The sequence below is a fragment of the Streptomyces sp. NPDC002825 genome (genome assembly GCF_040295385.1).
Taxonomy (GTDB): Bacteria; Actinomycetota; Actinomycetes; order Streptomycetales; family Streptomycetaceae; genus Streptomyces.
The window spans coordinates 239826-264064 of sequence record NZ_JBEOVH010000006.1 but is presented as its reverse complement, the minus strand read 5'-3'; the positions used below and the strand labels follow the sequence as shown (position 1 = coordinate 264064).

The 24239-nt window shown below is 72.6% G+C and carries 24 protein-coding genes; 17 read left to right on the top strand and 7 right to left on the bottom strand.

What is annotated here, in order from left to right; translation table 11 throughout:
- The first annotated feature begins 1 nt into the window (after position 1).
- Together ABT041_RS11205 and ABT041_RS11200 are read left to right on the top strand one after the other, a co-directional pair.
- Positions 2 to 202: a hypothetical protein gene (locus ABT041_RS11205; protein ID WP_351182598.1), complete on the top strand. Its 201-nt coding sequence runs from the start codon at positions 2 to 4 to the stop codon at positions 200 to 202.
- A 169-nt stretch (positions 203 to 371) separates the two neighbouring features.
- Positions 372 to 1550, top strand: coding sequence for an acyl-CoA dehydrogenase family protein (locus tag ABT041_RS11200; protein ID WP_351182596.1), 1179 nt, complete (start codon positions 372 to 374; stop codon positions 1548 to 1550).
- A gap of 543 nt (positions 1551 to 2093) precedes the next feature.
- Here the strand turns inward: ABT041_RS11200 and ABT041_RS11195 are convergent.
- Positions 2094 to 2462, bottom strand: coding sequence for a VOC family protein (locus tag ABT041_RS11195; RefSeq protein ID WP_351182594.1), 369 nt, complete (start codon positions 2460 to 2462; stop codon positions 2094 to 2096).
- 61 nt (positions 2463 to 2523) lie between these two features.
- Here ABT041_RS11195 and ABT041_RS11190 point away from each other — a divergent pair, with 61 nt between their 5' ends.
- The 3 genes from ABT041_RS11190 to ABT041_RS11180 all read left to right on the top strand — a co-directional run bounded on the left by ABT041_RS11190 (position 2524) and on the right by ABT041_RS11180 (position 4641).
- Positions 2524 to 2982 (top strand): MarR family winged helix-turn-helix transcriptional regulator, encoded by a 459-nt coding sequence (locus ABT041_RS11190; RefSeq protein ID WP_351182592.1) that lies wholly within the window; start codon positions 2524 to 2526, stop codon positions 2980 to 2982.
- Positions 2983 to 3214: 232 nt separating this feature from the next.
- Positions 3215 to 3859 (top strand): protein kinase domain-containing protein, encoded by a 645-nt coding sequence (locus ABT041_RS11185; RefSeq protein ID WP_351182590.1) that lies wholly within the window; start codon positions 3215 to 3217, stop codon positions 3857 to 3859.
- Positions 3799 to 4641, top strand: a complete 843-nt coding sequence (locus ABT041_RS11180; RefSeq protein ID WP_351182588.1) for a protein kinase domain-containing protein — start codon at positions 3799 to 3801, stop codon at positions 4639 to 4641. The genes ABT041_RS11185 and ABT041_RS11180 overlap by 61 nt, the downstream gene beginning before the upstream one ends.
- A gap of 233 nt (positions 4642 to 4874) precedes the next feature.
- On the opposite strand, the gene ABT041_RS11175 is transcribed toward ABT041_RS11180, so the two are convergent.
- The 4 genes from ABT041_RS11175 to ABT041_RS11160 all read right to left on the bottom strand — a co-directional run bounded on the left by ABT041_RS11175 (position 4875) and on the right by ABT041_RS11160 (position 7779).
- Positions 4875 to 5822: an ADP-ribosylglycohydrolase family protein gene (locus ABT041_RS11175; protein WP_351182586.1), complete on the bottom strand. Its 948-nt coding sequence runs from the start codon at positions 5820 to 5822 to the stop codon at positions 4875 to 4877.
- A 12-nt stretch (positions 5823 to 5834) separates the two neighbouring features.
- Entirely contained in the window at positions 5835 to 6116 is a 282-nt protein-coding gene (gene ppnP, locus ABT041_RS11170; protein WP_351182584.1) for a pyrimidine/purine nucleoside phosphorylase, read from the bottom strand.
- Positions 6117 to 6273: 157 nt separating this feature from the next.
- On the bottom strand, positions 6274 to 6843 hold the full coding sequence (locus ABT041_RS11165; RefSeq protein ID WP_351182583.1) for a YciI family protein: 570 nt from the start codon (positions 6841 to 6843) through the stop codon (positions 6274 to 6276).
- 27 nt (positions 6844 to 6870) lie between these two features.
- Complete coding sequence (locus ABT041_RS11160) at positions 6871 to 7779, bottom strand: potassium channel family protein (RefSeq protein WP_351182582.1); 909 nt, start codon at positions 7777 to 7779, stop codon at positions 6871 to 6873.
- 220 nt (positions 7780 to 7999) lie between these two features.
- Between ABT041_RS11160 and ABT041_RS11155 the strand changes: the two genes are divergently transcribed.
- From ABT041_RS11155 to ABT041_RS11110, 10 genes are all read left to right on the top strand, one after another.
- The gene (locus ABT041_RS11155) at positions 8000 to 8506 is read left to right on the top strand and encodes a GNAT family N-acetyltransferase (RefSeq protein ID WP_351182580.1); all 507 of its coding nucleotides are present in this window, start codon (positions 8000 to 8002) and stop codon (positions 8504 to 8506) included.
- A gap of 290 nt (positions 8507 to 8796) precedes the next feature.
- Positions 8797 to 9711 carry an oxygenase MpaB family protein gene (locus ABT041_RS11150; protein WP_351182578.1) on the top strand — a complete coding sequence of 305 codons (915 nt, stop codon included), beginning with the start codon at positions 8797 to 8799 and terminating at the stop codon, positions 9709 to 9711.
- Positions 9693 to 11951, top strand: a complete 2259-nt coding sequence (locus tag ABT041_RS11145) for a serine/threonine-protein kinase (RefSeq protein ID WP_351182576.1) — start codon at positions 9693 to 9695, stop codon at positions 11949 to 11951. Before ABT041_RS11150 ends, ABT041_RS11145 begins: the two co-directional genes overlap by 19 nt.
- A gap of 157 nt (positions 11952 to 12108) precedes the next feature.
- Positions 12109 to 12435 (top strand): peptidoglycan-binding domain-containing protein, encoded by a 327-nt coding sequence (locus ABT041_RS11140; protein ID WP_351182574.1) that lies wholly within the window; start codon positions 12109 to 12111, stop codon positions 12433 to 12435.
- A 34-nt stretch (positions 12436 to 12469) separates the two neighbouring features.
- Entirely contained in the window at positions 12470 to 12745 is a 276-nt protein-coding gene (locus ABT041_RS11135) for a hypothetical protein (RefSeq protein ID WP_351182572.1), read from the top strand.
- Positions 12746 to 12801: 56 nt separating this feature from the next.
- Positions 12802 to 14409: a phytoene desaturase family protein gene (locus ABT041_RS11130; RefSeq protein ID WP_351182570.1), complete on the top strand. Its 1608-nt coding sequence runs from the start codon at positions 12802 to 12804 to the stop codon at positions 14407 to 14409.
- A 257-nt stretch (positions 14410 to 14666) separates the two neighbouring features.
- Positions 14667 to 15701, top strand: coding sequence for an L-threonine 3-dehydrogenase (tdh, locus tag ABT041_RS11125; RefSeq protein WP_351182568.1), 1035 nt, complete (start codon positions 14667 to 14669; stop codon positions 15699 to 15701).
- Between the two features lie 3 nt (positions 15702 to 15704).
- Entirely contained in the window at positions 15705 to 16904 is a 1200-nt protein-coding gene (locus tag ABT041_RS11120; protein ID WP_351182566.1) for a glycine C-acetyltransferase, read from the top strand.
- 111 nt (positions 16905 to 17015) lie between these two features.
- Positions 17016 to 17924 carry a LysR family transcriptional regulator gene (locus tag ABT041_RS11115; protein ID WP_351182564.1) on the top strand — a complete coding sequence of 303 codons (909 nt, stop codon included), beginning with the start codon at positions 17016 to 17018 and terminating at the stop codon, positions 17922 to 17924.
- A gap of 67 nt (positions 17925 to 17991) precedes the next feature.
- Complete coding sequence (locus ABT041_RS11110) at positions 17992 to 18894, top strand: proline iminopeptidase-family hydrolase (protein ID WP_351182562.1); 903 nt, start codon at positions 17992 to 17994, stop codon at positions 18892 to 18894.
- A gap of 20 nt (positions 18895 to 18914) precedes the next feature.
- Here ABT041_RS11110 and ABT041_RS11105 read toward each other — a convergent pair whose 3' ends face one another.
- The gene (locus tag ABT041_RS11105; protein WP_351182560.1) at positions 18915 to 20732 is read right to left on the bottom strand and encodes a serine hydrolase domain-containing protein; all 1818 of its coding nucleotides are present in this window, start codon (positions 20730 to 20732) and stop codon (positions 18915 to 18917) included.
- Positions 20733 to 20868: 136 nt separating this feature from the next.
- Between ABT041_RS11105 and ABT041_RS11100 the strand changes: the two genes are divergently transcribed.
- Together ABT041_RS11100 and ABT041_RS11095 are read left to right on the top strand one after the other, a co-directional pair.
- Entirely contained in the window at positions 20869 to 21981 is a 1113-nt protein-coding gene (locus ABT041_RS11100) for an NAD(P)H-dependent flavin oxidoreductase (RefSeq protein ID WP_351182558.1), read from the top strand.
- The gene (locus ABT041_RS11095) at positions 21978 to 23528 is read left to right on the top strand and encodes an acyl-CoA synthetase (protein ID WP_351182556.1); all 1551 of its coding nucleotides are present in this window, start codon (positions 21978 to 21980) and stop codon (positions 23526 to 23528) included. Before ABT041_RS11100 ends, ABT041_RS11095 begins: the two co-directional genes overlap by 4 nt.
- A 104-nt stretch (positions 23529 to 23632) precedes the next feature.
- On the opposite strand, the gene ABT041_RS11090 is transcribed toward ABT041_RS11095, so the two are convergent.
- On the bottom strand, positions 23633 to 24217 hold the full coding sequence (locus tag ABT041_RS11090; protein WP_351182554.1) for a DinB family protein: 585 nt from the start codon (positions 24215 to 24217) through the stop codon (positions 23633 to 23635).
- Positions 24218 to 24239 lie beyond the last annotated feature (22 nt).

Below are 24239 nucleotides of genomic sequence, written 5' to 3'. Positions count from 1 at the left end.
CATGAACGCTGAGCCCGACAAGACGTCCCCGGGGGACTTCCCGACGCCCGACCGGCTGCTGCACACAGGGTCGGAGGGCGAATTCTCGCCGGAGGACCTCGTCCTCGCCTCCGGCCGTGACGTGAATCCGAAGAATCTCGCCTGGGCGGAACGCCGCATGGCGGAGAAGGGTCGCGCCTCCATGGACGAGCTTCTGCCGTAGGACAGCACGGTCCCGCCGGCCCCGGATCGGTCGCCCCGAACCGGGGTCGCGGCGTTCCCGGGAGTCCCGAGGCTTCCGCATTTATGGAACACGTTCTACCGTGTGCGCCGTCGCGTGTCGCGAACGAGAGCGTCGCGGACGCCGCAGGACGCCGCCACGGGAGGACGCCATGCACCTCGAGTACACGCCCGCACAGAACAGCCTGCGCGCCGAACTGCGGGCGTACTTCGCCGAGCTGGTCCCGGACGACGTCCACACCCGCTACGCGGACCCGGCCGCCCAGAAGCGCTTCTACCGCGAGACCGTGCGACGCCTCGGCGCGGACGGCTGGCTCGGAGTCGGCTGGCCCACCGAGTACGGCGGCCGCGGGCTGACCCCCATGGAACAGTTCATCTTCTTCGACGAGGCCGCGCAGGCCGGCGTACCGCTGCCGCTGATGGCCCTGAACACCGTCGGCCCGACGATCATGAGCTACGGCACCGCCGAGCAGAAGGCGTACTTCCTGCCCCGGATCCTCTCCGGCGAGATCGACTTCGCGATCGGCTACAGCGAGCCGGACGCGGGCACCGACCTGGCCGCCCTGAAGACCCGCGCGGTGCGCGAGGGGGACACGTACGTCGTCAACGGCCAGAAGATCTGGACGACGAACGGCGACACCGCCGACTGGGTCTGGCTCGCCGTCCGCACGGACCCCGACGCCCCGCCCCACAAGGGCATCACCATGCTCCTCGTGCCGACGAGCGACCCCGGCTACTCCTGCACGATCATCAACACTCTCGCCTCGCACGACACCACCGCGAGCTACTACGACGACGTCCGCGTCCCGGTCTCCCGCCGCGTCGGCGAGGAGAACAAGGGCTGGCGGCTCATCACCAACCAGCTCAACCACGAGCGGGTCACCCTCGCCGCCCACGGCACCATGGCGATCCGCGCCCTCCACGACGTCCAGCGCTGGGCCGCCGGCACCCCGCTCTCCGACGGCCGCCGCGTCATCGACCTCCCGTGGGTCCGCCGCACCCTGGCCCGCACCCATGCCCGCCTCGACGCGATGAAGCTCCTCAACTGGCAGATGGTGAACGCCGTCCAGCACGGCACGCTCACCCCGCAGGACGCCTCAGCCGTCAAGGTGTACGGCTCCGAGGCCCGCCGCGACGCCTACGCCGCCCTCATGGAGGTCGTCGGCTCGGCGGGCGTCCTCAAGGAGGGCTCGGCGGGCGCGGTCCTCCACGGCGAACTGGAACGCGGCTACCGCTCGGCCGTCATCTTCACCTTCGGCGGCGGCAACAACGAGATCCAGCGCGAGATCATCTCCTGGATCGGCCTGGGCATGCCCCGCGTCCGCCGTTGAGGCCCATTTCGCGGCTGCAGGCCCTCGTCTCCCGCACCGCCTCCGCCGGCCCGCCGACGAGGTTCTGTCACGGAGTTGCGTCCTGGTGTTCCAGCGCCCCGCTCCCTTGAACAGGTGAGGGCCGGCGGTGGGCCGGTCCGGGTGCTGGCTGCGTGCTGGTGCGCCCGCACCCCGCGCGGAGGCGGGGCGGCGGCCCGCGCACACCACCCGGCTCCGGCTGATCAGCGCCGCACGGCGCCGCGGCCTACGCGTCGGCCGGTTGCGCCGCCGTGCGCGGCGTCCGGGTCTTGACGTCGGCGCCGCCCCCGGGCCCGACCGGAACGCCTCGAAGGGCCCCGGCCGCGCCGGGCGGCTCCGTGGTGCCGGTGAAGGCGCGCGAGATGGCGTCGCCGTACGCGCCCTTCTCCAGCAGGACCCCGCGGGCGGCGCTACACCAGTGAACGCCCCCGCGGCGACGGTCTCGTCGAGACCTGCCGACCGCGGTGATCGACTCGGGATCGGTTCTCGAGCGGGCCCGTGGCCCCGAAGGCCGGGATCGACGGCTCAGGCGCGGTCATGGAGCGTCACCTGGTAGCCGTCCGGGTCGGCAAACGTGAAGGTTCGCCCGAAGGGGCCGTCGATCGGTGCGGAGACGATGGTGTGGCCGTCCGCGACGAGGGCATCGTGGATCGCCTGGACGTCGGTGGCGTGGAGCCAGAGCGCGACACCGATGCCGGGCTGGGGCGCGGAGCCGAGGTCGGTGCCGGGGACGATCTCCCGGAGTGCGAACGCGATCGGCTTCGTCTCGAAGACGACCGCGTGCGGAGGTCCGGCCTGCGAGCGGACGAGGCCGAGGTACTGCTCGTAGAACGCCTGCGAGGCGTCGAGGTCGCGCGCCTGGAGCGAGATGAAGTCGGGGCCGGTGACGGGCATGGGGATACTCCTCTTCGTCGTGTCAGCTTACTGACACGGGCCAGTGTGTCAGAATACTGACATGAGTCAAAGTGGTGGCGGCGTCGAACTGGACAAATCACTGGGCTACCTGCTGAAAGAGGCTTCGAGTGCCCTGCGCATGGCCATGGAGGAGGTGCTTCGCCCGCTGGGAATGACCATCACGCACTACTCGTGCCTCGAGCTGCTCGCGCAGCGGCCGGGCCTCTCGAACTCCGAGCTCGCGCGGGGCGCGTTCGTGACGCGACAGTCGATGAACGTACTGCTCCGGAGCCTGGAGCGAGACGGCTACGTGACCAGGCCTGCGGAGGCGCCCGTCGGGAAGGTCCTTCCCGCGCGGCTCACGCCCCGTGGCCGGGAGGAGCTGGAGAAGGCGAGCAAAGCCGTCCGCTCCGTCGAGGTCAGGATGCTGGCCGGCCTGACCGAGGCTGAACAGTCCGCCGCGCTCCGCATGCTGCGGAACATGGTCCAATCCCTGCGCGACGGCAACGGCGGAGCATGACCACGTATCCCTGACGCACGTCTTGGCGCGACGATTCGGGCGCGTTTGAAAGGCGGTCGAGCTTGGTGCCCGCCCCGTACCCCGCGGACCGGGTGATGGAGGGGTTCGTGCACGCCAGGCCGGGCCGGGAGGACATCGAGCACGGCGCACCTGGAAGTACCGCACCTGCCTCGCCCTGGCGGGACCTGCCAGACGAGCCCAGCCGCACGGGGCCAGCGGTGGAGGCGCCGGCATGTTTGCGGGGGATGCGGAGGCAGCAGGCTTGACTACTGGAGGCGTGCGAGCGGGAGGGGCCAGGGGGATGGGTCGGACGGACGATGGGGGCGAGGGGACGCGATGGCCTTCGGCGATCGGGCCCTACCGGGTGATCAGGAAGTTGGGCGCCGGGGGGATGGGGGAGGCGTTCTTGGCGAGTTCCGAGCAGGACGGCTTGGTGGTCGTCAAGCGGATCCGGGCGGACCTGGCCGCGGATCCGGTCTACCGGGCGCGGTTCCGCCGCGAGGTCCAGGCCGCGCGAGCCGTGAGCGGTGACTGCACGCCCGCCGTGGTGGGCGCGGCGCCTGAGGCCGAGCACCCCTGGCTGGCCACCGTCTTCGTCGAGGGAACGGACCTGCAGGCGCTGGTGTCCGGCGGCGCGGGCCCCCTGGAGGAAGGGGCGGTGCGTGACCTCGCCGGCGCGCTTGCGACCGCGCTGGCCTCCCTGCACGGTGTGGGTCTGGTGCATCGTGACCTGAAGCCGTCCAACGTCTTGATGACCGACACCGGCCCTCGTGTCATCGACTTCGGGATCGCCAAGCCGCTGGGAACGGCTTCACCGTGCTCACCGAGCCGTCTCAGGCGATGGGTACCCCGGCGTACATGTCACCCGAGCAGGTGAGGGGACGCGACGTCTCGCCCGCCAGTGACGTGTTCTCGCTGGGGTCGATCCTCGTCTACGCGTCGACCGGGCATCTCGCCTTCGCCGGCGACGGCGCCACCGCGATGCTGGCGGTGGCCCACGACCGTCCGAATCTGGACGGGGTACCCGGCGGTCTGCGCGCCCTCATCGAAGCGTGCTTGGACAAGACCCCGGAGAATCGCCCTTCACCCGAAGACATACTCAACCTCCTCTCGGCCACCGGGGAGTTCACACAGACCCGTCGCCACCGTCCGCGGATGGGTGCCGCGTACCTCACGCTCACCTTCGTGCTGACCTGCTATGTCTGCGCCTTCCTCGTGGCCGCGGCCGTCCGCCACGGTTACTTTCTGCTGATCCCCGTGGCCCTGGTCTTCGGCGTGGTCCCGCCGGTGTGGGTGATGGAAATGCTGCACCGGCTGCGCAAGGTCACTGCCCAGGCCACGGTGAACGACTGGGGGGTGAAGCTGCGGTACGGGCACGTCCAGGTCGAGTACCCCTGGGAGGAACTCAGCCGGGTGGCGCTGATCAGGCCCAAAGCCGCTCGCGTACCGGCCGACGCGCCCTGGTCCCTCGTCGCCACCATGCGGCCCGGCTACCCGGGCGTCCAGCCCAAGCCCTTGCGCCTGCGCCCGGGAAACCGGGTGGGACTGAACCTGCAGCTGACGCCGGGGGAAGCAGCCGTTCTCGCGGCCCTGCTGGCCCGGCAACGGGCGAACACCCGGGCGACCGAGGACGACGCCAGTGAGGAGATCACCGGCTGAACCGACGGGGACGCCCGGTCCGGCACGGTGAACGCCGACCGACACACGGGGCGCGGCGTCCGCGTGCGTGAGCATCGCACCGGCATGCCGACGGGAGAGGACGGAACCCACTCGGACTCCCGCTCGGCCGGCTTGGCATACGCGCGGCGAGTCCTTGGCCGGTCCTACTCCGAACACCCCACCTGACAGCAGGACTGGCGCCCAAGCGTTTCAAGGAGGCAGTCCCCAGTCGGCTATCGAGCTTGGGCGCACCTGTCCGGCGTGTCCGGCGCGTTCGGGGTGATCGGGGGCAGTGGTTCCCGGGCCGTGTGCCACGTGGTCGGGAGGGCGGCGACGCCTGTGCGGGCGGCGATGACGCCGCCCGCGATGGCGCAGGTCGTGTCGATGTCGCCCCGCCCGGCCACCGTGGTCCACAGCCCCTCGTGGAGGTCGTCGAGGTGGCCCGCCGCGCACCACAGGGCGTACGGGACGGTGTCGGGGCCCGACATCCGGTAGCCGGAACCGAGGACCTCGGCCGAGTGCCGGACCGACGTGTGCTCCGGCATGCGGGCTGCGATCCGCACCCCCGACCGGACGTCGCCCTCGGGGAGCCGGGCGGCGACGGCCCGCAGGAAGTCCGGACGGGCCGGCGCGGGACCTCCGCGGCTGCGGGTCGCGAGGGCCGCGGCGAGGGCCACCGCCACCGCCCCGGCCACCGCCTCCGGGTGGTGGTGCGAGACCACGCTCTGCGCGGCCGCCTGCTCGGCCACGGCGTCGAGGTCGTCGGCGAGCCAGGCGCCGAGCGGGGCGACGCGCATGGCCGCGCCGTTGCCCCAGGACCCCTGGCCGCCGAACTGGCCTGCCACCACGTCCCGCCAGGGCTCGCCCGCGCCGATCCGGCGGAGCACGTCGTGCATCGACGCCCCGTAGCCCCGGTGCGTGTCGTCGGCGTAGGCCGCGGCGAGGCGCAGGGCGAGACGGTCCTGGTCGACGGCGCCGTCTCCCTCGGCGAGTTCCCGTACGAGTACGAGCGCCTGGGCCGTGTCGTCGCTCCACAGCCACAGCGGCTCAGGCGGGACGATCCGCGCCTCCAGGGCCGCCGGGCCCTCCCGGCGCAGGATGGCGAACCAGCGGTCGCCGAAGGCGTCACCGAAGGCGAGTCCGGAGAGCGAATCCAGCGCGGCGGCAGGCGGGTTGATCATCGGATCAGTGTGTCAGCGGTATTCGCACAGGTAGGCGGTGTCCACCGCGACCTTCAGCTGGAAGCTGCTGTCGCCGGGGACCTTGAAGTGGTCCCCGGCGGCGAAGGTCTCCCACTCGGCGGCGCCCGGCAGCAGGACCGTCAGGGCGCCGCTGACCACGTGCATGACCTCCGGGGCGGCCGTGCCGAACTCGTACTCGCCCGGAGCCATGACGCCGATGGTCGCAGGGCCTTGCTCCTGGGTGAACGCGATCGACTTGACCGTGCCGTCGAAGTACTCGTTGACCGTAAACATGGGCGTCGTCCTCGTGGAGATCGAGCGGAAGTGGTGGCCCGGTCCTCGCGTACCGGCCACGGGTAGGGGCACCCTAGCGGCGACGGGGGCGCCCTCCTGGACCGGTCTCACGGGCTGGACGGAGCGGGTCGGTGCCGGTCGTGCTGGTCGGTGCCGGTCAGGTCGTCGTCGGGCGGCCGCCGAAGGACCAGTCGTGGACCTCGATGTCGGCATACCGGTCGGGGGTCCGCAGCACCGCCGCGGCCGTCGCCGCGTCCGGGGCGCGCACCAGGGCCGCCGTGCCCACCCAGGTGGTGCCGTCGTCGGCCAGCAGGGGGCCGTAGGCGATCAGGTCGTCAAGCTCCGCCGGGGCGGTCGGCGGCGTCAGGTCGACGGCCTCGCCCTCCCCGAGGCCCAGGACGAGATACCGGTTGCCGCCCTCGCGGCCGCCGGGGAACTCCCACATCGTCCGGCCCAGCGTGTTGCGCCACCGCCGCAGCAGGACGTCCCGGTACACCCCGGCCTGGTAGTTGGGCTCGTCGAAGGCGAACGCCCGGGCCGCGGCGGCGTCGGGCAGGTCGACGATGTGCACGCTCCCCGTGCACGACTCGCCCGCCGGGTCGAAGGTCGGCCCGCGCGCGATCAGCTGCTTCGCGAAGCCGTCCATGTACGCCCAGTGCGCCTCCAGGAGGGCGTCCCGCAGGGGCATGGACGCGGACCGGTCACGGTGGTAGCAGAGGAATTCCATGGGGCTCAGAATGTGCGCCCGGAGTGATCATGTCGAGGGGTTTTCGTCCTCGTCACGACCAGGGCCGTTCCAGGGGCGCCCGTGATCCGTCGCGTACGCCTTGAACACCTCCTCCGGCGTCCCTCCGATCCGCAGGAAGCGCTCGTCCAGGACGGTGGCCAGGTCCTCCAGGGCCGTGCGCAGGACCGAGGCGGAGAGCCGGACGTCCGGATGGCGGGCGCGCTCCGCCCGGTCCGCCAGGCCGACGGTGAAGTCGAGCCGGCAGGCCAGGGAGATGTTCTCGTCCCCGTCGTAGAAGTAGTACGACTCGGCGTACTGCAGGAAGTCGACGGTGACGGTCGAGAGCGCCGAGGCGACGCCGTCCAGAATCGCGGCACCCCCGGCGGAGTCGAGGGCCTCGGTCGTGCCGTCGCTTCGGCTCAGGTGGGACAGGCGCAGGGCGAGCGTCCTGCGACGGGCGAGGGCCGGGTAGATGCCGAGGACCCAGGCGACGGTCGCCGACAGCAGGGCGAAACCCACCAGGGCCTCGACCGGCGCGAACATGCGCAGCCACCCCGAGGTCGGGGCGATGTCACCGAGCCCCAGCGTGGCCAGGGTGACCAGGGAGACGTACAGCGCGTCGACGGGGCCCGCGTGCTCGGAGGGGGTGAGCCCGGGGGAGTACGAGAAGTCCTCCGGCATGTGCGGCCAGTAGATGAGCGCCCAGCCGACGGCGATGACGAACGCCCAGACGGTGACGACCGACATCATGCCCACCGGCCCGGCCAGACCGACGGGCTGCCATCGCGCTCCGTGGTGGGCCGAGAGGCGCCACATGCCGCGCATCACCAGCCTGCTCAGCCCGCCGTGCCGGGTGGGGTGCCAGATGGTGTGGAAGACGTCCCGCAGGATGAAGAGGATCAGGGCCGCTCCGGCGAGGACGGGCGGCCACGTCATTCCTTCACCGTCCGCCCCGCGCCCGTCCGGGCAGGCCGGTCGTCACGCTCGCAGGACATGCTTCGATCATGCGCGGCCGAGCGGCGCCCTGCACGGGGAGGGGCGGGTGCGGCAGCCGTCTCCCGGTCGTCTTCGCGGTGCCCTTCGGTGCGTGCACCGCAGGTGGGGCGCGATTCGGCGCGTGCCACCATGGAGCGATGCCGAAGAAGGAGGCCGCCGTATGACCGCCCCCGCCCCCGTGTCCGTGGTGCCGCTCACCGCCGAGCACGCCGACGCGGTCGTCGCGATCTACCAGGCCGGGGTCGACGAGGGGAACGCCACCTTCGAGACCACGGCCCCGACCTGGGAGCGTTTCGACGCGGTCAGGCTGCCCGAGCACCGCTTCGTCGCGCTCGACGGGACCGGGCGCGTACTCGGCTGGGTCGCCGTCACCCAGGTCTCCGACCGCTGTGCGTACGCCGGGGTCGTCGAGCACTCGGTGTACGTCCACCCCGACGCCCGCGGCCGGGGCGTCGCCACCGCGCTCCTCGACGCGCTCGTCGCGTCCACCGAAGCGGCGGGCATCTGGACCATCCAGTCCGGCATCTTCCCCGAGAACGCCGCCAGCCTCGCCGTCCACGCGCGCGCGGGCTTCCGGGTCATCGGCACCCGCGAGCGCATCGGCCGCCACCACGGCGTCTGGCGCGACACGGTCCTCGTCGAGCGCCGCAGCCCCCACGTCGACTGACCCGACGCCCGACGCCCGACGCCCGACGCCCGACGCCCGACGCCCACGCCCCTCGCCCGACGCCCACGCCCCTCGCCCGACGCCCACGCCCCTCGCCCGGGGCCCGACGCTCACGCCCGTCGCCGAGGCCCGACGCCGGTCGCCGGACGTCCGATGTCCGAGGCCCGACGCTCACGCCCGTCGCCCGTCGCCCGTCGCCCGTCGCCCACCCGTCCGTCGTCCCTCGCCCGTCTTCCCGTCCCGCGCACGACCGGTTCCCCGGGGCCGGTACGGGCCGTAGCCTGAGCGCCATGAGGCAGGACGCCGACCCCGGGCTCTTCGGCCCCCGCTCCGTGACCTGGCAGGTGCACAGCGACCCGGTGATGTGGATCGCCGGTGTCCGGGCCCTCTGGCTCCAGGCGCTGCACCCCGTCGCCGTCCGCGGCGTCATGATCAACAGCAGTTTCCGGGAGGACCCCTGGGGCCGGCTGATGCGGACCGCCGACTTCGTCGGGACCCTCAGCTACGGCACCACGGAGGCAGCCGAGGCGGCCGGGGCCCGCGTCCGGCGGATCCACCGGCTGCTCGCCGTGGACGACCCCGAACTGCTGCTCTGGGTCCACTGCGCCGAGACCGACTCGTACCTCTCCGTCGCCCGCCGCTCCGGGCTCCCCCTCACCGACGCCCAGGCCGACCGGTACGTCGACGAGCACCGCAGCTCCGCCCGGCTGGTCGGCCTCGACCCGGATGCCGTCCCGGCCTCCACCGCCGAGCTCGCCGCCTACTTCGACGCCGTGCGCCCCGGCCTGGCCGCCGGCCCGGACGCCCGGGCCGTCGCGGACTTCCTGCGCCGCCCGCCCGTCAAACCCGTCCTCGTCCCGGCGCGCGAGGTGATCTGGCGGCGCGTCAGCGCACTCGCGTACGAGACCCTGCCCCCCTACGCCCAGGAGCTGTACGGCCGTCCCGCGCCGCCCCCGGAGACCGTCACCCACCGGCTCGTCGCGACAGCGAACCTCCTGCGCTGCGTGCCCGCCCGCCTGCGCTGGCGGCTGCCGCCCCGGCACATCCTGCGCGCCATGGACCGGCTCGGCCCGGACACCCGGCCCGACCCGTACGCGTACCCCGCCCCGTATTCAGTGTCCGACCCGGCGGCCATACTGGAGGAGCCGAGGAGGCAGCACGGAATCGACGGGGGCGGCAGCACACGATGGGGGACTCCAGACTGATCCAGGGCCGGTACCGCCTGCACGAGGTCATCGGTCGCGGGGGCATGGGCGAGGTGTGGCGCGCCACCGACGAGGCGCTCGGGCGCGGTGTCGCCGTGAAGTGCCTCAAACCGCTCGGACCGCAGCAGGACCCGCAGGTCCTCACCGTGGTGCGCGAGCGCTTCCGCCGCGAGGCCCGGGTGGCCGCGGCGCTCCAGCACCGGGGCATCACCGTGGTGCACGACTTCGGCGAGTACGACGGCGTGCTCTTCCTCGTCATGGAGCTCCTGGAGGGGCGCAACCTCAGCCAGCTCCTCGTCTCCAACGACCAGCGGCCGCTGCCCGTCGAGGACGTCGTCGAGATCGCCGACCAGGTCGCCGACGCCCTCGCGTACACGCACCGGATGGGGATCGTGCACCGCGACCTGAAGCCCGCGAACATCATGCGGCTGCGGGACGGCACGGTGAAGATCTGCGACTTCGGGATAGCGCGACTCGGCACCGACATGGGCTTCACCTCCAAGCTCACCGGGACCGGCATCGCCATGGGCACGCCGCACTACATGTCCCCGGAGCAGATCGGCGGAGGCGGGGAGATCGACCACCGCAGCGACCTCTACTCGCTGGGCTGTGTGCTGTACGAGCTGGCCACCGGCGCCCCGCCGTTCGACCTCGGCGACTCCTGGGCCATCCTCATCGGCCACCGGGACACGGTGCCGAGCCCGCCGCGCGCCCTCCGCGCCGAGCTGCCCGACTACTTCGACCGGATCGTCGTCGACCTGCTCGCGAAGGTGCCCGAGGAACGGCCGGCCGACGCGGGCGACCTTCGCCGCCGGATCGTCTCGGGGCGCTTCGGCGCGCCCCCGTTCCCGCCGCCCGCCGAGGCCCCCGCGCTGCCGATGACGGTGCCCGTGCCCGTACCCCTGCCGGTACCCGCACTCGAAGCCGCGCCCGAATCCGTGGCCGACGGGCCCGCTCCCGCGCCCGCGTGGGTGCGGGGGATGACCGGCGGGCACCGCCCGGCGGCCCTCAGCGGGCCGCGCCCCGCCGTCCACGACCCTGCCGCGGCCGTCCTCACCACCGAGTGGACCACCGCCGCCCCCGACGCCCCGCGGCCGCCCGCCCCCGCGCCCCCGGCGGAGCTGATCGCGGTGCTCGCCGGCCGGTTCCGGGCCGGGATGGGCCTCGGCCGGCTCGGCCGCTGGGACGAGGCCGAGTCCGTGCACCGGTCCGTCGCCCGGGACCGTGCGCGGACCCTCGGCGAGGACCACCCCGACACCCTCACCAGCCGCTACGAGGTCGGCTTCGCCCTCGCCCGGCTCGACCGCCCCGCCGACGCCCTGCACGTCTTCGGCGAGGTCGCCGAGGCCCGCGCCCGTGTGCTCGGCGACGACCACGCCGACACCCTGGCGGCACGTCAGGAGCGGGCCTACGCCCTGGGCCGCCTCGGCCGGCACCCCGAGGCGTACGAGGTGTACGCCGAGGTGCTCGCCGCCCGTGAGCGCACCGTCGGCGCCGACCACCCCGACACCCTGCGCTGCCGCCACAACCTGGCGTACACCCTGGGCCGGCTCGGGCGGTTCGAGGAGTCGTACCGTACGGCCCACGAGGTCGCCGAGGCCCGGGCCCGGCTGCTCGGCGAGGCCCACCCCGACACGCTCGTGACCCGCCACGAGGTGGCGTTCACCCTCACCCGCCTCGGACGCGGCGAGGAAGCGCTCGTCCAGTACCGCGCGGTCGCCGACGCGCGTGCCGCCGCGCTCGGTCCCGACCATCCGGACACCCTCGCCGCCCGCTACGAGACCGGGGTCTGCCTCGGCCGGCTCGGGCAGGCCGCGGACGCCCTCGCCGTCTGCCGCGACCTCGTCGCGGCCCGTACGCGCGCCCAGGGCCCCGACGGTCCCGAGACGCTGCGCGCCCGCCAGGCCCTCGCCGTCAACCTCGGCCGGCTCGGCCGCTGGACGGAGGCCCTGGCCGAGTCCGAGGGCGTGCACGCCGACCGCGAGCGGGTCCTCGGCGCCGACCATCCGGACACGCTCCTCAGCCGGTGGGAGACGGCCGTCGCCCTCGGCCGGCTCGACCGCTGGGAGGAGGCGCGCGAGTGCCACCGGGCGATCGCCGCGGCCCGCACGCGCCTCCTGGGTCCCGCGCACCCCGACACCCTCACCGCCCTCGAGGAGGAGGCCCACTGCCTGGAACGCCTCGGCCGCCACGCGGAAGCGGCCGAACTCCTCCTCAGAGCGGCCACCCTTTCGCCTTGACGAAAAGGCCGTGTGGTGAATCCGGAAACGTCTGAAGGTCACCCCTGGAAACGTTCCGGAAACGGCAAAAGGCGTGGAGAGCTGCAGGCTTCGCACCCGCGGTGTACGTTCAAGGTGAGTACCCCGAACGGCGCACACTGCAACCGGGAGATTCGATATGCCTCAAACGCTCAGAAAAGGCGACAGTGGTCCGGCTGTTTCTCGCCTGCAACGGGACCTGGAAATGCATGGCTACCCCGTCGGGCAGGTGGATGGAATATTCGGCAAAAAGACGGACGCTGCGGTGAGAATGTTTCAGTCCGACCATGAACTGGTCGTCGACGGGATTGTCGGACCGGCCACCTGGGGTGAACTCGAAGGGCCGGTTCCGAGCGTGGAGGTCACCTTCGACCTGTCCGACTTCCCGTCCCTCGCCCTTGCGTTCCGCTGCGGAGTCGACGACGACGTGAACGGATATCTGACTGAACTCGGAATATCCGCCTGATGCGGGATGAGAATCCGACCCTCGGAGCGCCATCATGTCATGCGAGATTCAGACGGTAGCGGCCGGAATCGCCGCGGTGAACGCTGTGGCCTCGACTCCCGGCGTCGCGTTCGGAACCGTGGCTCCCCCTCTCGAACCGTTGCTGGCACTCAGGATGTGGGCGTCCTGGGCAGCCCTGCTCGTAGCACTGGCGTCCCTCGCGAAATGCTATGACGATGCCGGTCGGCATCAGGACGCCGCCACGCTGCGACAGGAGATCGACAGGCTGAAAAGCGAGATCGAAGACATGAAACGGGCCGTTTCTCATTGACTCTCTTTTCCGTCCCGTGGTCTTCCCCGGTCGGCGCCCGCGTGTGAGCATGAGCCATGACCGACCGTGACCCGTCCCGCGATGTCCCCGCTCCCGCCCTTCCCCAAGGTCTCGACCCCGCTCGAGGAGCGGGTGACCCCCAGTACGACGCCGTCGTCGTCGGAGGCGGGCACAACGGGCTCGTCGCCGCCGCCTATCTGGCCCGTGCCGGACGCAGCGTCCTCGTCCTGGAGCGTCTCGGCTCCACCGGCGGGGCAGCCGTGTCGACGCGGCCGTTCGCCGGTGTCGACGCCCGGCTCTCCCGGTACTCGTACCTGGTCTCGCTCCTCCCGGAGAAGATCGTGCGGGAACTGGGGCTGCGGTTCGCCGTGCGGAAACGGTCCATCTCCTCGTACACCCCGAAGGGCGACGGCGGCCTCCTGGTCGGCGGCGGACCCGAGCGCACCCGGGCCTCCTTCGCGGCGCTCACCGGATCCGACCGGGCGTACGAGGCGTGGCAGGCCTTCTACGGCCGTACCGGCGAGGCCGCGCGCCGGATCTTCCCCACCCTCACCGAACCCCTCCCGACCCGCGGCGAGTTGCGCGCCCGCGTCGACGACGCCGAGACCTGGCGGATGCTCTTCGAGGAGCCCCTCGGCGTCACGGTCGAGAAGACCTTCGCCGACGACCTGGTCCGGGGCGTGGTCCTCACCGACGCCCTCATCGGCACGTTCGCCGACGCCCACGACCCCACGCTGCTCCAGAACCGCTGCTTCCTCTACCACGTCATCGGCGGCGGCACGGGCGACTGGGACGTGCCCGTCGGCGGCATGGGCGCGCTCACCGACGCCCTCGCCGAGGCCGCCCGCGCGGCCGGCGCCCGTATCCTCACCGGCCACGAGGCCGTCCGGATCGAGACCGACGGGCAGCGCGCGGCGATCACCTACCGGACCGCCGAAGGCGAGGGCACCGTCGAGGCCGGGCAGGTCCTCGTCAACGCCTCCCCGCAGGAGCTCGCCGCCCTGCTCGGCGAGGCGCCGCCGCCCGCCCCCGAGGGCGCGCAGCTCAAGGTCAACATGCTGCTGACCCGGCTGCCGAGGCTCCGCGACCGCTCCGTCGACCCGCGCGAGGCCTTCGCCGGCACCTTCCACATCGCCGAGGGATACGGACAGCTGGCCACCGCCCACGCCGAGGCCGCGGACGGCCGGCTGCCCTCCGCACCGCCCTCCGAGATCTACTGCCACTCGCTCACCGACCCGACGATCCTGGGCCCGGAGCTCGCCTCGACGGGCCACCAGACCCTCACGCTGTTCGGACTGCACACCCCCGCCCGGCTGTTCGCCGCCGACAACGAGGGCACACGCGCGAAGCTCCTCGCGGCGACCCTCGCCCAGCTCGACGCCCACCTGGACGAGCCGATCGCCGACTGCCTCGCCCTCGACGCGGAGGGCCGCCCGTGCATCGAGGCGAAGACCCCCCTCGACCTCGAACGTGATCTCCGCCTTCCCGGCGGCCACATCTTCCACCGCGACCTCTCCTTCCCGTACGGGGAGGAGAGGACGGGCCGCTGGGGCGTCGAGACGCCGTACGCGAATGTCCTCCTGTGCGGAGCGGGCGCGATCCGGGGCGGCGGGGTGAGCGGCATCCCCGGCCACAACGCGGCGATGGCGGCCCTGGGGCGCTGACGGACCACCACCCGATGGCCGCCCTGGGGCGCTGACGGACCACGACGGGGCCGCACGGCGAGAGGGTGTCTCTCCGTTCGGCCCCGTTGACGTCGCCGCCTCCCCGAGTGGGGTGTGAAGCTGATCTGCGAGCGCGCTTAAGAAATCCTCGATGGACCGCACGCCTCGCGTACGGAAGATTCTCTTCCAGGGATCTTGGGCACTCAGCCGTGCCCGCACCCCCACATCACAGGACACGCACGTCGGGAGCCGTTGCATTGAAGGCGCTGGTCAAGCTGAACGCGGAGCCGGGACTCTGGCTCACGGACGTGCCCGAGCCGGAGACGGGTCCCGGGGACGTCCTCATCAAGGTCAAGCGGACCGGTATCTGCGGGACCGACCTGCACATCCGCTCCTGGGACGGCTGGGCGCAGAAGACGATCGCCACGCCGCTGACGATCGGCCACGAGTTCGTCGGCGAGGTCGTCTCCGTCGGCCGTGACGTCGCCGACATCAACGTCGGCGACCTGGTCAGCGGCGAGGGGCACCTCGTCTGCGGCAAGTGCCGCAACTGCCTGGCCGGCCGCCGCCACCTGTGCCGCGCGACCGTCGGCCTCGGTGTCGGCCGCGACGGCGCCTTCGCCGAGTACGTGGCCCTGCCCGCCTCCAACGTGTGGGTCCACCGCGTCCCCGTCGACCTCGACGTCGCCGCGATCTTCGACCCCTTCGGCAACGCCGTGCACACCGCCCTCTCCTTCCCGCTCGTCGGCGAGGACGTGCTCGTCACCGGCGCGGGCCCGATCGGCATCATGGCCGCCGCCGTCGCCAAGCACGCCGGCGCCCGCAACGTCGTCATCACCGACGTCAGCGAGGAGCGCCTCGCACTGGCACGCAAGACGGGCGTCACGCTCGCCCTCAACGTCGCCGAGCAGACCATCGCCGACGGCCAGCGCACCCTCGGTCTCAAGGAGGGCTTCGACGTCGGCCTGGAGATGTCGGGCAACCCGCACGCGATGCGCGACATGATCGCCAACATGACCCACGGCGGAAAGATCGCCATGCTGGGCCTGCCCAGCGAGGACTTCGCCGTCGACTGGGCGAAGATCGTCACCTCCATGATCACCGTCAAGGGCATCTACGGCCGCGAGATGTTCGAGACCTGGTACGCGATGTCGGTGCTGCTCGAGGGCGGCCTGGACCTCAGCCCGGTCATCACCGGCCGCTACGACTACACCGACTTCGAAGCCGCCTTCGACGACGCGGCCTCCGGCAAGAGCGGCAAGATCATCCTCGACTGGACCACGGGAGCCTGACCCATGTTCGATTCCGTACGCGACTCCGTCCGCGCCACCCTCGAAGAGATCGAGCAGGCCGGACTGCACAAGCCCGAGCGGGTCATCGGCACCCCCCAGTCCGCGACCGTCGAGGTCACCGCGGGCGGCCGCCCCGGCGAGGTGCTCAACTTCTGCGCCAACAACTACCTGGGCCTGGCCGACAACCCCGAGATCATCGCCGCCGCCCACGAGGCCCTCGACCGCTGGGGCTACGGCATGGCGTCCGTCCGCTTCATCTGCGGCACGCAGGAGGTGCACAAGGAGCTGGAGGCCCGCATCTCCTCCTTCCTCGGCCAGGAGGACACGATCCTCTACTCCTCCTGCTTCGACGCCAACGGCGGCGTCTTCGAGACGATCCTCGGCCCCGAGGACGCCGTCATCTCCGACGCCCTCAACCACGCCTCGATCATCGACGGCATCCGCCTCTCCAAGGCCCGCCGCTTCCGCTACGCCAACCGCGACATGGCCGACCTGGAGCAGCAGCTCAAGGCGGCGGTCGAGGGCGGCGCCCGCCGCAAGCTGATCGTCACCGACGGCGTCTTCTCCATGGACGGCTACGTCGCCCCGCTCGACGAGATCTGCGACCTGGCCGAGCAGTACGACGCCATGGTCATGGTCGACGACTCGCACGCGGTCGGCTTCGTCGGCCCCGGCGGCCGCGGCACCCCCGAGCTGCACGGCGTCATGGACCGCGTCGACATCATCACCGGCACCCTCGGCAAGGCCCTCGGCGGCGCCTCCGGCGGCTACGTCGCGGCCCGCGCCGAGATCGTCGCCCTGCTGCGCCAGCGGTCCCGCCCGTACCTCTTCTCGAACACCCTGGCCCCGGTCATCGCCGCCGCCTCCCTGAAGGTCCTCGACCTCCTGGAGTCCGCGGGCGACCTGCGCGAGCGCCTCAACGCCAACACGGCGCTGTTCCGCACCCGCATGACCGAGGAGGGCTTCGACATCCTCCCCGGCGACCACGCCATCGCCCCGGTCATGATCGGCGACGCCGCCGAGGCCGGCCGGATGGCCGAGCTGCTCCTGGAGCGCGGCGTGTACGTGATCGGCTTCTCGTACCCGGTCGTGCCCCAGGGCCAGGCCCGCATCCGCGTCCAGCTCTCCGCCGCGCACTCGACGGAGGACGTGAACCGGGCCGTGGACGCCTTCGTCGACGCCCGCGCCGCCCTGCGCGGCTGAGCCCCGTGAGGGCGGCCTGCACGGCTGGTTCCGTGCGGGGTCGCCCTGCCCGGCCGGCCCTGTGACACCGGCCCTGCGTGGCCGGTGTCCGAAGGCTGAGACACTGGGGGCATGATCGAAGCGCGGCGGTTGCACATCCTCCGTGCGGTGGCCGACCACCGCACGGTCACGGCGGCGGCCGCCGCGCTCTATCTCACCCCCTCCGCCGTCTCCCAGCAGCTCGCCGCCCTGGAGCAGGAGACCGGCCACCGACTGGTGGACCGCAGCGCGCGCGGCGCGCGCCTCACCCCGGCCGGCGAGATCCTGCTCAGCCACGCCAACGCCGTGCTCGCCCAGCTGGAGCGCGCCGAGGCCGAGCTCGCCGCCTACGGCTCCGGAGACGCCGGTACGGTCACGGTCGCCGCGTTCGCCACCGGCATCGGGCTCGTCGTGGCCCCCGCCATCACCGCCCTCGCCCGCACCGCGCCCGGCATCCGGGTCCGGGTCAGGGACGCGGAGGGCGACGAGAGCCTGCTCATGGTCCTGGACCGGCAGGTCGACGTGGCCGTCGCCGTCGAGTACCGGGGCGCGCCCGGCGAGGACGACGCCCGCCTCACCCGAGTCCCGCTCTACGCGGAGCCCTTCGACGCGGTCCTGCCGCCCGGCCACCCCCTGGCCGGTGACGGACGGGTCGCGCTCGCCGACCTCGCCAAGGACACCTGGATCGGCCAGTCCGCGGGGAACCCCTGCCACGACGTGACCGTACTGGCCTGCGAGTACGCCGGGTTCGCGCCGCGCTTCGCGCATGTCTCCGACGACTTCCGCGCCGTCGCGGCCCTCGCCTCGGCGGCCGCCGGAGTGGCGCTCGTCCCGCGCTCGGCCCTGCGCGGGATGGACCTCTCGGGCGTCGAGGTCCGCCCGGTGGACGGGGTCGCCCCCACCCGCCGCGTCTTCGCGGCGGTACGGCGCGGAGCCGAGGAACACCCCCTGATCAGCCCGGTGCTCGACGCCCTGCGTGGCGCGGCCGGAACGGGCGGCTGAGCGCGGGACCAGGCCTCCGGCGCATCATGGAAGGGGCGCCCCGCCCCCGAGGAGGCGGATCAGGATCATGCCCGTCATCGAAGGTACCGTCCCGTTCCTCGGCCACCACACCTGGTACCGGGTCGTCGGCAACGGCCGCGCGGGCCGCCTGCCGCTGCTCGTCGTCAACGGCGGTCCCGGCTGTCCCCACGACTACCTGGACGATCTCGCGGCCCTGCCCGAGGAGACCGGCCGCCAGGTCGTCTTCTACGACCAGACCGGCTGCGGCAGGTCCGACCACCCCGACGATCCCGCGCTCTGGGTGATGTCCACCTTCGTCGAGGAGCTGGGCGCGGTGCGCGCGGCCCTCGGCCTCGACCGCGTGCACCTCTACGGCCACTCCTGGGGCAGCCAGATCGCCCTGGAGTACGTGCTCACGCGCCCGGCCGGCCTGGCGAGCCTGACCCTCGCCGGGCCGATCGCTAGCGCCCCCGCCCACCAGGCCGAGACCCGCCGCCTGAAGGACTCGCTGCCCGCGGACGTACGGGAGACCCTCGACCGCCACGAGGCGGCCGGGACCCTCGACGACGAGGAGTACCAGGAGGCCTGCCTGGAGTTCTACGGCCGCTGGCTGTGCCGCCTCGACCCGTGGCCCCCGCACCTCGTGCGCTCGTTCACGAACATCCGCGAGGACGTGGCGGGCACGCTGTGGGGCGCCACCGAGTGGAACATCACCGGGAACCTGAAGGACTGGGACGTGACCGGCCGGCTCCGCGAGATCGACCTCCCCGTGCTCATCACCTCCGGCCGTCACGACGTGGCCACACCGGCCGCGGTCGGCCCGCTCGCCGACGGCATCCGCGGCGCCTCCTGGGTCGTGTTCGAGGAGAGCTCCCATCTGCCCTCGGCCGAGGAGCCGGAGCGCTACCGCCAGGTGCTCGGCGACTTCCTCGCGGCGGCGGAGGCCCCGACGGCGGCCCGCGCCGCCTGAGCCCCACGGTCGTACGGCGCTCAGTCCGCCGAGCGGGTCCAGCCCACCGCCTCGACGCGGGAGGCGTCCGCGGGACGGGCCTCGTCGAAGAGCGGCAGCCCGGAGGCGTCGAGCACCCTGGCCCCGTCCACGTACACCCCGCGCCCGACGTACCGCTTGTCCGTCGTGTACCGCCAGCGCAGCCGTACGGGGAAGGGCCCCGGCTCCGGCAGCTCGGCCGTGAGCCGGTGCCACACCCGGCCCGACCAGCCGCTCACCGCTCCGTCCGGATGCCGGCGCGGCTCCTCTCCCGGGCGCTCGGTGACGAACGGCACCGGCTCCCAGGAGGACCCGCCGTCCCGGGAGGCCTCCAGACGGGCGGTGTCCGTGCCCGGTTCGGTGTCCCACCACAGCGCGCACGCGAAGCGGGCGGCACCGGGCACCGGGGGCAGGGTGAGCGTCCCGGTGGTGCCGCTGTCCATGCCGGAGAACCATGGGGTACGGCCCAGGGCCGGGCGGACGGGCACGGCGCGGGCCAGCCGGTCGGCGGTGGCGACCCGGGGCGCTGAGCCGGAGCGCCAGGACCGCACCGGGTGCACGGAGTTGCCGAGCACGATCAGGAACGCGTCGGTCGTCGGGTCGAGGACGAGGCTGGTCCCGGTGAAGCCGGTGTGCCCGGCCGTCCGCGGGGTGGCCATCGCGCCCATGTACCAGTGCTGGTAGAGCTCGAAGCCGAGCCCGTGCTCGTCGCCGGGGAAGGCGGTGTTGAAGTCGGTGAACATCAGCTCCACCGACGCCGGCGAGAGGATCCGGGCCCTGCCGTACGCACCGCCGTTCAGCAGGGTGCGGGCGAGGATCGCGAGGTCCCAGGCGCGGGAGAAGATCCCGGCGTGGCCGGCGACGCCGCCGAGGGAGTAGGCGTTCTCGTCGTGGACCTCGCCGTGGACCATGCCGCGGTCGAGGCCGGACCAGGGCGGCCGGGCGTCCTCGGTGGCGGCGATCTCCGGCCGCCAGGAGAGCGGTGGATTGAAACGCGTGCGGTGCATCCCGAGCGGAGCGGTGATCTCGTCGTGGAGCAGGGCGTCCAGACCGAGACCGGTGATCCCCTCCAGGATCAGCTGGAGCGAGATCAGGTTGAGGTCGGAGTAGAGGTACGCGGTCCCCGGCGGGTTCGCCGGGCGCTCGGCCCACAGCAGCCGCAGCTTGCCCTCCCGCGTCGGCTCCCGGTAGAGCGGGATCCACGACCGGAACCCCGAGGTGTGGGTGAGCAGCTGCCGCACGGTGACGTCCTGCTTCCCGCCCCCGCCGAACTCCGGCAGGTACGCGGTGACCTTCGCCTCCAATTCGAGGGCGCCGCGCTCGATCTGCTGCACCGCCAGGACCGAGGTGAACAGCTTGGAGACCGAGGCCAGGTCGAAGACGGTGTCCTCGGTCATCGGGGCCTGCCGCTCCGGCGGCAGCTCGACACCGGTGTCGGTCTTCTCGTCGTACGCCGCGTACCGCACGGCCGAGCCGATCGCCCGGTGCAGGGCGACGGTTCCGCCCCGCCCGGCGAGCAGTACGGCGCCCGCGTACCAGGGGTGCGTGGGGGAGGGGCCGAGGAAACGCTCGGCCTCCGCCACGAGTCCGTCGAGGTGCGGCGCGAGCAGCCCGGCCCGCTCCGCCGACCCGCGCCGCAGCGTGGTCCGCCGCGCAGCCGATCCCGCCCCCGGCCGCCGGCCCTCCGCCGCCGCACCCGGCCCCTCCGCAGCCGCCGCACCCGGCACCGCACCGATCATCAGCGCCCCTCCGAGGGCCAGGACCCCGCCGCCGAACGCGCGGCGGCTCGGCCATCCGTCTCGTCTCGCTCGCTCCGTCATGCCCACCCTCTCCCACCGACCGCGGCGGTGAAACGCGGACGCACCGGTGAAGCGCGGACGCACCGGCCCCGAAGAATCTGACGTTGTGTCAGAAAACCTCTTCCCTCCGCCACGCCGCTGCGGCATCCTGCCGCCCATGGAGACGGAGCTGAGTCGCACACTGGGGATCGAGCACGCCATCTTCGGCTTCACGCCCTTCCCCGCGGTGGCCGCCGCACTCACCAGAGCCGGCGGCTTCGGAGTCCTCGGCGCGGTCCGCTACACCGCGCCCGACGACCTCGCCCGCGACCTCGACTGGATGCAGGAGCACACCGACGGCCTGCCCTACGGCCTCGACGTCGTGATGCCCGCGAAGAAGGCGGTCGAAGGGATCGGCGAGGCCGAGATCGAGGCGATGATCCCCGAGGAGCACCGGGCGTTCGTCCGCGCCACCCTCGCCAAGCACGGGGTCCCCGAACTGGCCGACGGGGAGGCCTCGGGCTGGCGGATCACCGGCTGGATGGAGCAGGTCGCCCGGAGCCAGCTCGACGTGGCCTTCGACTACCCGATCAGACTCCTCGCCAACGCCCTCGGCTCACCGCCGCCCGACGTCGTCGCCCGCGCCCACGACCACGGCGTCCTCGTCGCCGCCCTCGCCGGCAGCGCCCGCCACGCCCGCCACCACGCCGACGCCGGCATCGACATCGTCGTCGCCCAGGGGTACGAGGCGGGCGGCCACACCGGCGAGATCACCTCCATGGTCCTCACCCCCGAGGTCGTCGACGCGGTCTCCCCACTGCCCGTGCTCGCCGCCGGCGGCATCGGCAGCGGCGAACAGATCGCCGCCGGACTCGCCCTCGGCGCCCAGGGCGTCTGGCTCGGCTCGATCTGGCTCACCACCACCGAGGCCGAACTCCACTCCCGCGCCCTCACGGCCAAGCTCCTCGCCGCCGGCTCCGGCGACACGGTCCGCTCCCGGGCCCTGACCGGCAAGCCCGCCCGCCAGCTCCGTACCGAGTGGACCGACGCCTGGGACGACCCGGCGGGCCCGGGGCCGCTCCCCATGCCGCTCCAGGGACTCCTGGTCGCCGAGGCCGTCTCCCGTATCCAGAAGTACGAGGTCGAGCCGCTGCTCGGCACCCCCGTCGGGCAGATCGTCGGCCGGATGAACTCCGAGCGCAGCGTGCAGCAGGTCGTCGACGAGCTCACCCGCGGCTTCGAGAAGGCCGTCGACCGCATCAACCGCATCGCCGGACGGAGCACGTCATGAGCGGAGCCCCCAGCGGATTCTGGGCCCAGGCCGCCGCCGACCCCGGCCGCACCGTCCTCGTCGCACCCGACGGCGAGGAGTGGTCCGCGGGCCGGCTGCACGCCGAGGCCAACCGGCTCGTCCACGGGCTGCGCGCCGCAGGCCTCGAACGCGGCGACGCGTTCGCCGTCGTCCTGCCCAACGGCCCCGAGTTCTTCACCGCCCATCTCGCCGCCACCCAGGCCGGGTTCTACCTCGTCCCCGTCAACCACCACTTCGTCGGCCCCGAGATCGCCTGGATCGTCGCCGACTCCGGCGCCAAGGTCCTCGTCGCCCACGAGCGCTTCGCCGAGGCCGTGACGCTCGCCGCCGACGAGGCCGGTCTCGCGCCCACCCACCGGTACGCCGTCGGCACGGTCCCCGGCTTCCGCCCGTACGCCGAACTCCTCGACGGACAGGACGCGGCCCCGCCCGCCGACCGCACCCTCGGCTGGGTCATGAACTACACCTCCGGCACCACCGGCCGGCCCCGCGGCATCCGCCGCCCGCTCCCCGGCAAGCTCCCCGAGGAGACCCATCTCGGCGGCTTCCTCGGCATCTTCGGCATCCGGCCGGCCGACGGCAACGTCCACCTCGTCTGCTCACCGCTCTACCACACCGCCGTGCTCCAGTTCGCGGCCGCCGCCCTCCACATCGGCCACCCGCTCGTCCTCATGGACCGGTGGACGCCCGAGGAGATGCTCCGCCTCATCGACCGGTACGCCTGCACCCACACCCACATGGTGCCCACCCAGTTCCACCGTCTGCTCGCCCTGCCCGCCGAGGTCAGGGAGCGGTACGACGTCTCCTCCATGCGCCACGCCATCCACGGCGCCGCGCCCTGCCCCGAGCACGTCAAGCGGGCGATGATCGACTGGTGGGGCCGGTGCGTCGAGGAGTACTACGCGGCCAGCGAGGGCGGCGGCGCCTTCGCCACTGCCGAGGAGTGGCTCAAGAAGCCCGGGACCGTCGGCCGGGCCTGGCCCATCAGCGAACTCGCCGTCTTCGACGACGACGGCAGACGGCTGCCGCCCGGCGAACTCGGCACCGTCTACCTCAAGATGAACACCGGCGGCTTCCAATACCACAAGGACGAGGCGAAGACCGCGAAGAACCGCATCGGCGACTTCTTCACCGTCGGCGATCTCGGCGTCCTCGACGAGGACGGCTACCTCTTCCTCCGCGACCGCAAGATCGACATGATCATCTCCGGTGGGGTCAACATCTACCCCGCCGAGATCGAGGCGGCGCTGCTCGCCCACCCCGCCGTCGCGGACGCCGCCGCCTTCGGCATCCCGCACGCCGACTGGGGCGAGGAGGTCAAGGCGGTCGTCGAGGCGGCCGAGGGGTACGAGCCGGGGCCCGCGCTCGCCGCCGAGATCCTGGCCCACTGCGGGGACCGCCTCGCCGGCTTCAAACGCCCGAAGTCGGTCGACTTCGTCGTGGCCATGCCCCGGGACCCGAACGGCAAGCTGTACAAGCGCCGCCTCCGCGACCCGTACTGGGAGGGCAGGGGGCGCCCGCTCTAGACGATCGATTCCAAGGGGTGCAGAGGGTGTCTCAGGTGGCAAGTTTCGTGAGTGCAGCGCCCACGACCGGCAGCATGCCGCACGAACGTCACGTGAGACAGCCGCTAAGCCTTGATCGGTGCGGCCGCCCTGGCGGCCTGCTCGATCTTCGCGTAGGAGGCCGCACGGGCTTCCTCGTCGATCTGCTTCTCGTGTTCGGGGCGCATCCCGGTCCGGCCGTCGAGGCCCTCGCGCAGGATGTCGGCGTGCCCGGCATGCCGGTTGGTCTCGCCGAGGACATGGACCACGACGGCGAACAGGTTCGTGTGGGAAAAAGGCTCCGGCCACCACGGCACGTGGCCGGGGGCGTCGAGGGGAAGCTCGTCGATCGTCGCGTCCGCGTGTTCCCACGTGCGCCGGTAGAACCCGATGATCTGATCGCGGGTCTCGTCCTCGGCGGCCCACTGATCGCTGCCGTCGGAGTCCTGCCACCGGGGCAGCGGTTCCGGGGAAGGGCGGCCGAAGACCTCGCCGAAGTACCTGGCCTCGACGGTGGCCAGGTGTTTGACCAGGCCGAGGAGGTTGGTCCCGGTCGCCGTCAGAGGCCGGCGGGCGTCGTATTCGGACAAGCCGTCGAGTTTCCAGAGCAGGGCCTCGCGGTCCCGCCGCAGTCTCCCGTGCAGGTTGTCCTTCGCGAATTCATCGATCATGTGGCATGAGCCTTCCAGGGGT

Bases quoted from the DNA above. Each gene is read 5' to 3' on its own strand.
- ABT041_RS11105 (WP_351182560.1), bottom strand. From the start codon at position 20,732: ATGACGGAGCGAGCGAGACGAGACGGATGGCCGAGCCGCCGCGCGTTC.
- ABT041_RS11130 (WP_351182570.1), top strand. From the start codon at position 12,802: ATGACCGACCGTGACCCGTCCCGCGATGTCCCCGCTCCCGCCCTTCCC.
- ABT041_RS11115 (WP_351182564.1), top strand. From the start codon at position 17,016: ATGATCGAAGCGCGGCGGTTGCACATCCTCCGTGCGGTGGCCGACCAC.
- ABT041_RS11120 (WP_351182566.1), top strand. From the start codon at position 15,705: ATGTTCGATTCCGTACGCGACTCCGTCCGCGCCACCCTCGAAGAGATC.
- ABT041_RS11160 (WP_351182582.1), bottom strand. From the start codon at position 7,779: ATGACGTGGCCGCCCGTCCTCGCCGGAGCGGCCCTGATCCTCTTCATC.
- ABT041_RS11200 (WP_351182596.1), top strand. From the start codon at position 372: ATGCACCTCGAGTACACGCCCGCACAGAACAGCCTGCGCGCCGAACTG.
- ABT041_RS11090 (WP_351182554.1), bottom strand. From the start codon at position 24,217: ATGATCGATGAATTCGCGAAGGACAACCTGCACGGGAGACTGCGGCGG.
- ABT041_RS11100 (WP_351182558.1), top strand. From the start codon at position 20,869: ATGGAGACGGAGCTGAGTCGCACACTGGGGATCGAGCACGCCATCTTC.
- ABT041_RS11145 (WP_351182576.1), top strand. From the start codon at position 9,693: ATGGGGGACTCCAGACTGATCCAGGGCCGGTACCGCCTGCACGAGGTC.
- ABT041_RS11140 (WP_351182574.1), top strand. From the start codon at position 12,109: ATGCCTCAAACGCTCAGAAAAGGCGACAGTGGTCCGGCTGTTTCTCGC.
- ABT041_RS11095 (WP_351182556.1), top strand. From the start codon at position 21,978: ATGAGCGGAGCCCCCAGCGGATTCTGGGCCCAGGCCGCCGCCGACCCC.
- ABT041_RS11205 (WP_351182598.1), top strand. From the start codon at position 2: ATGAACGCTGAGCCCGACAAGACGTCCCCGGGGGACTTCCCGACGCCC.
- ABT041_RS11175 (WP_351182586.1), bottom strand. From the start codon at position 5,822: ATGATCAACCCGCCTGCCGCCGCGCTGGATTCGCTCTCCGGACTCGCC.
- ABT041_RS11135 (WP_351182572.1), top strand. From the start codon at position 12,470: ATGTCATGCGAGATTCAGACGGTAGCGGCCGGAATCGCCGCGGTGAAC.
- ABT041_RS11195 (WP_351182594.1), bottom strand. From the start codon at position 2,462: ATGCCCGTCACCGGCCCCGACTTCATCTCGCTCCAGGCGCGCGACCTC.
- ABT041_RS11155 (WP_351182580.1), top strand. From the start codon at position 8,000: ATGACCGCCCCCGCCCCCGTGTCCGTGGTGCCGCTCACCGCCGAGCAC.
- ABT041_RS11150 (WP_351182578.1), top strand. From the start codon at position 8,797: ATGAGGCAGGACGCCGACCCCGGGCTCTTCGGCCCCCGCTCCGTGACC.
- ABT041_RS11110 (WP_351182562.1), top strand. From the start codon at position 17,992: ATGCCCGTCATCGAAGGTACCGTCCCGTTCCTCGGCCACCACACCTGG.
- ABT041_RS11190 (WP_351182592.1), top strand. From the start codon at position 2,524: ATGAGTCAAAGTGGTGGCGGCGTCGAACTGGACAAATCACTGGGCTAC.
- ppnP (WP_351182584.1), bottom strand. From the start codon at position 6,116: ATGTTTACGGTCAACGAGTACTTCGACGGCACGGTCAAGTCGATCGCG.
- ABT041_RS11185 (WP_351182590.1), top strand. From the start codon at position 3,215: ATGTTTGCGGGGGATGCGGAGGCAGCAGGCTTGACTACTGGAGGCGTG.
- ABT041_RS11165 (WP_351182583.1), bottom strand. From the start codon at position 6,843: ATGGAATTCCTCTGCTACCACCGTGACCGGTCCGCGTCCATGCCCCTG.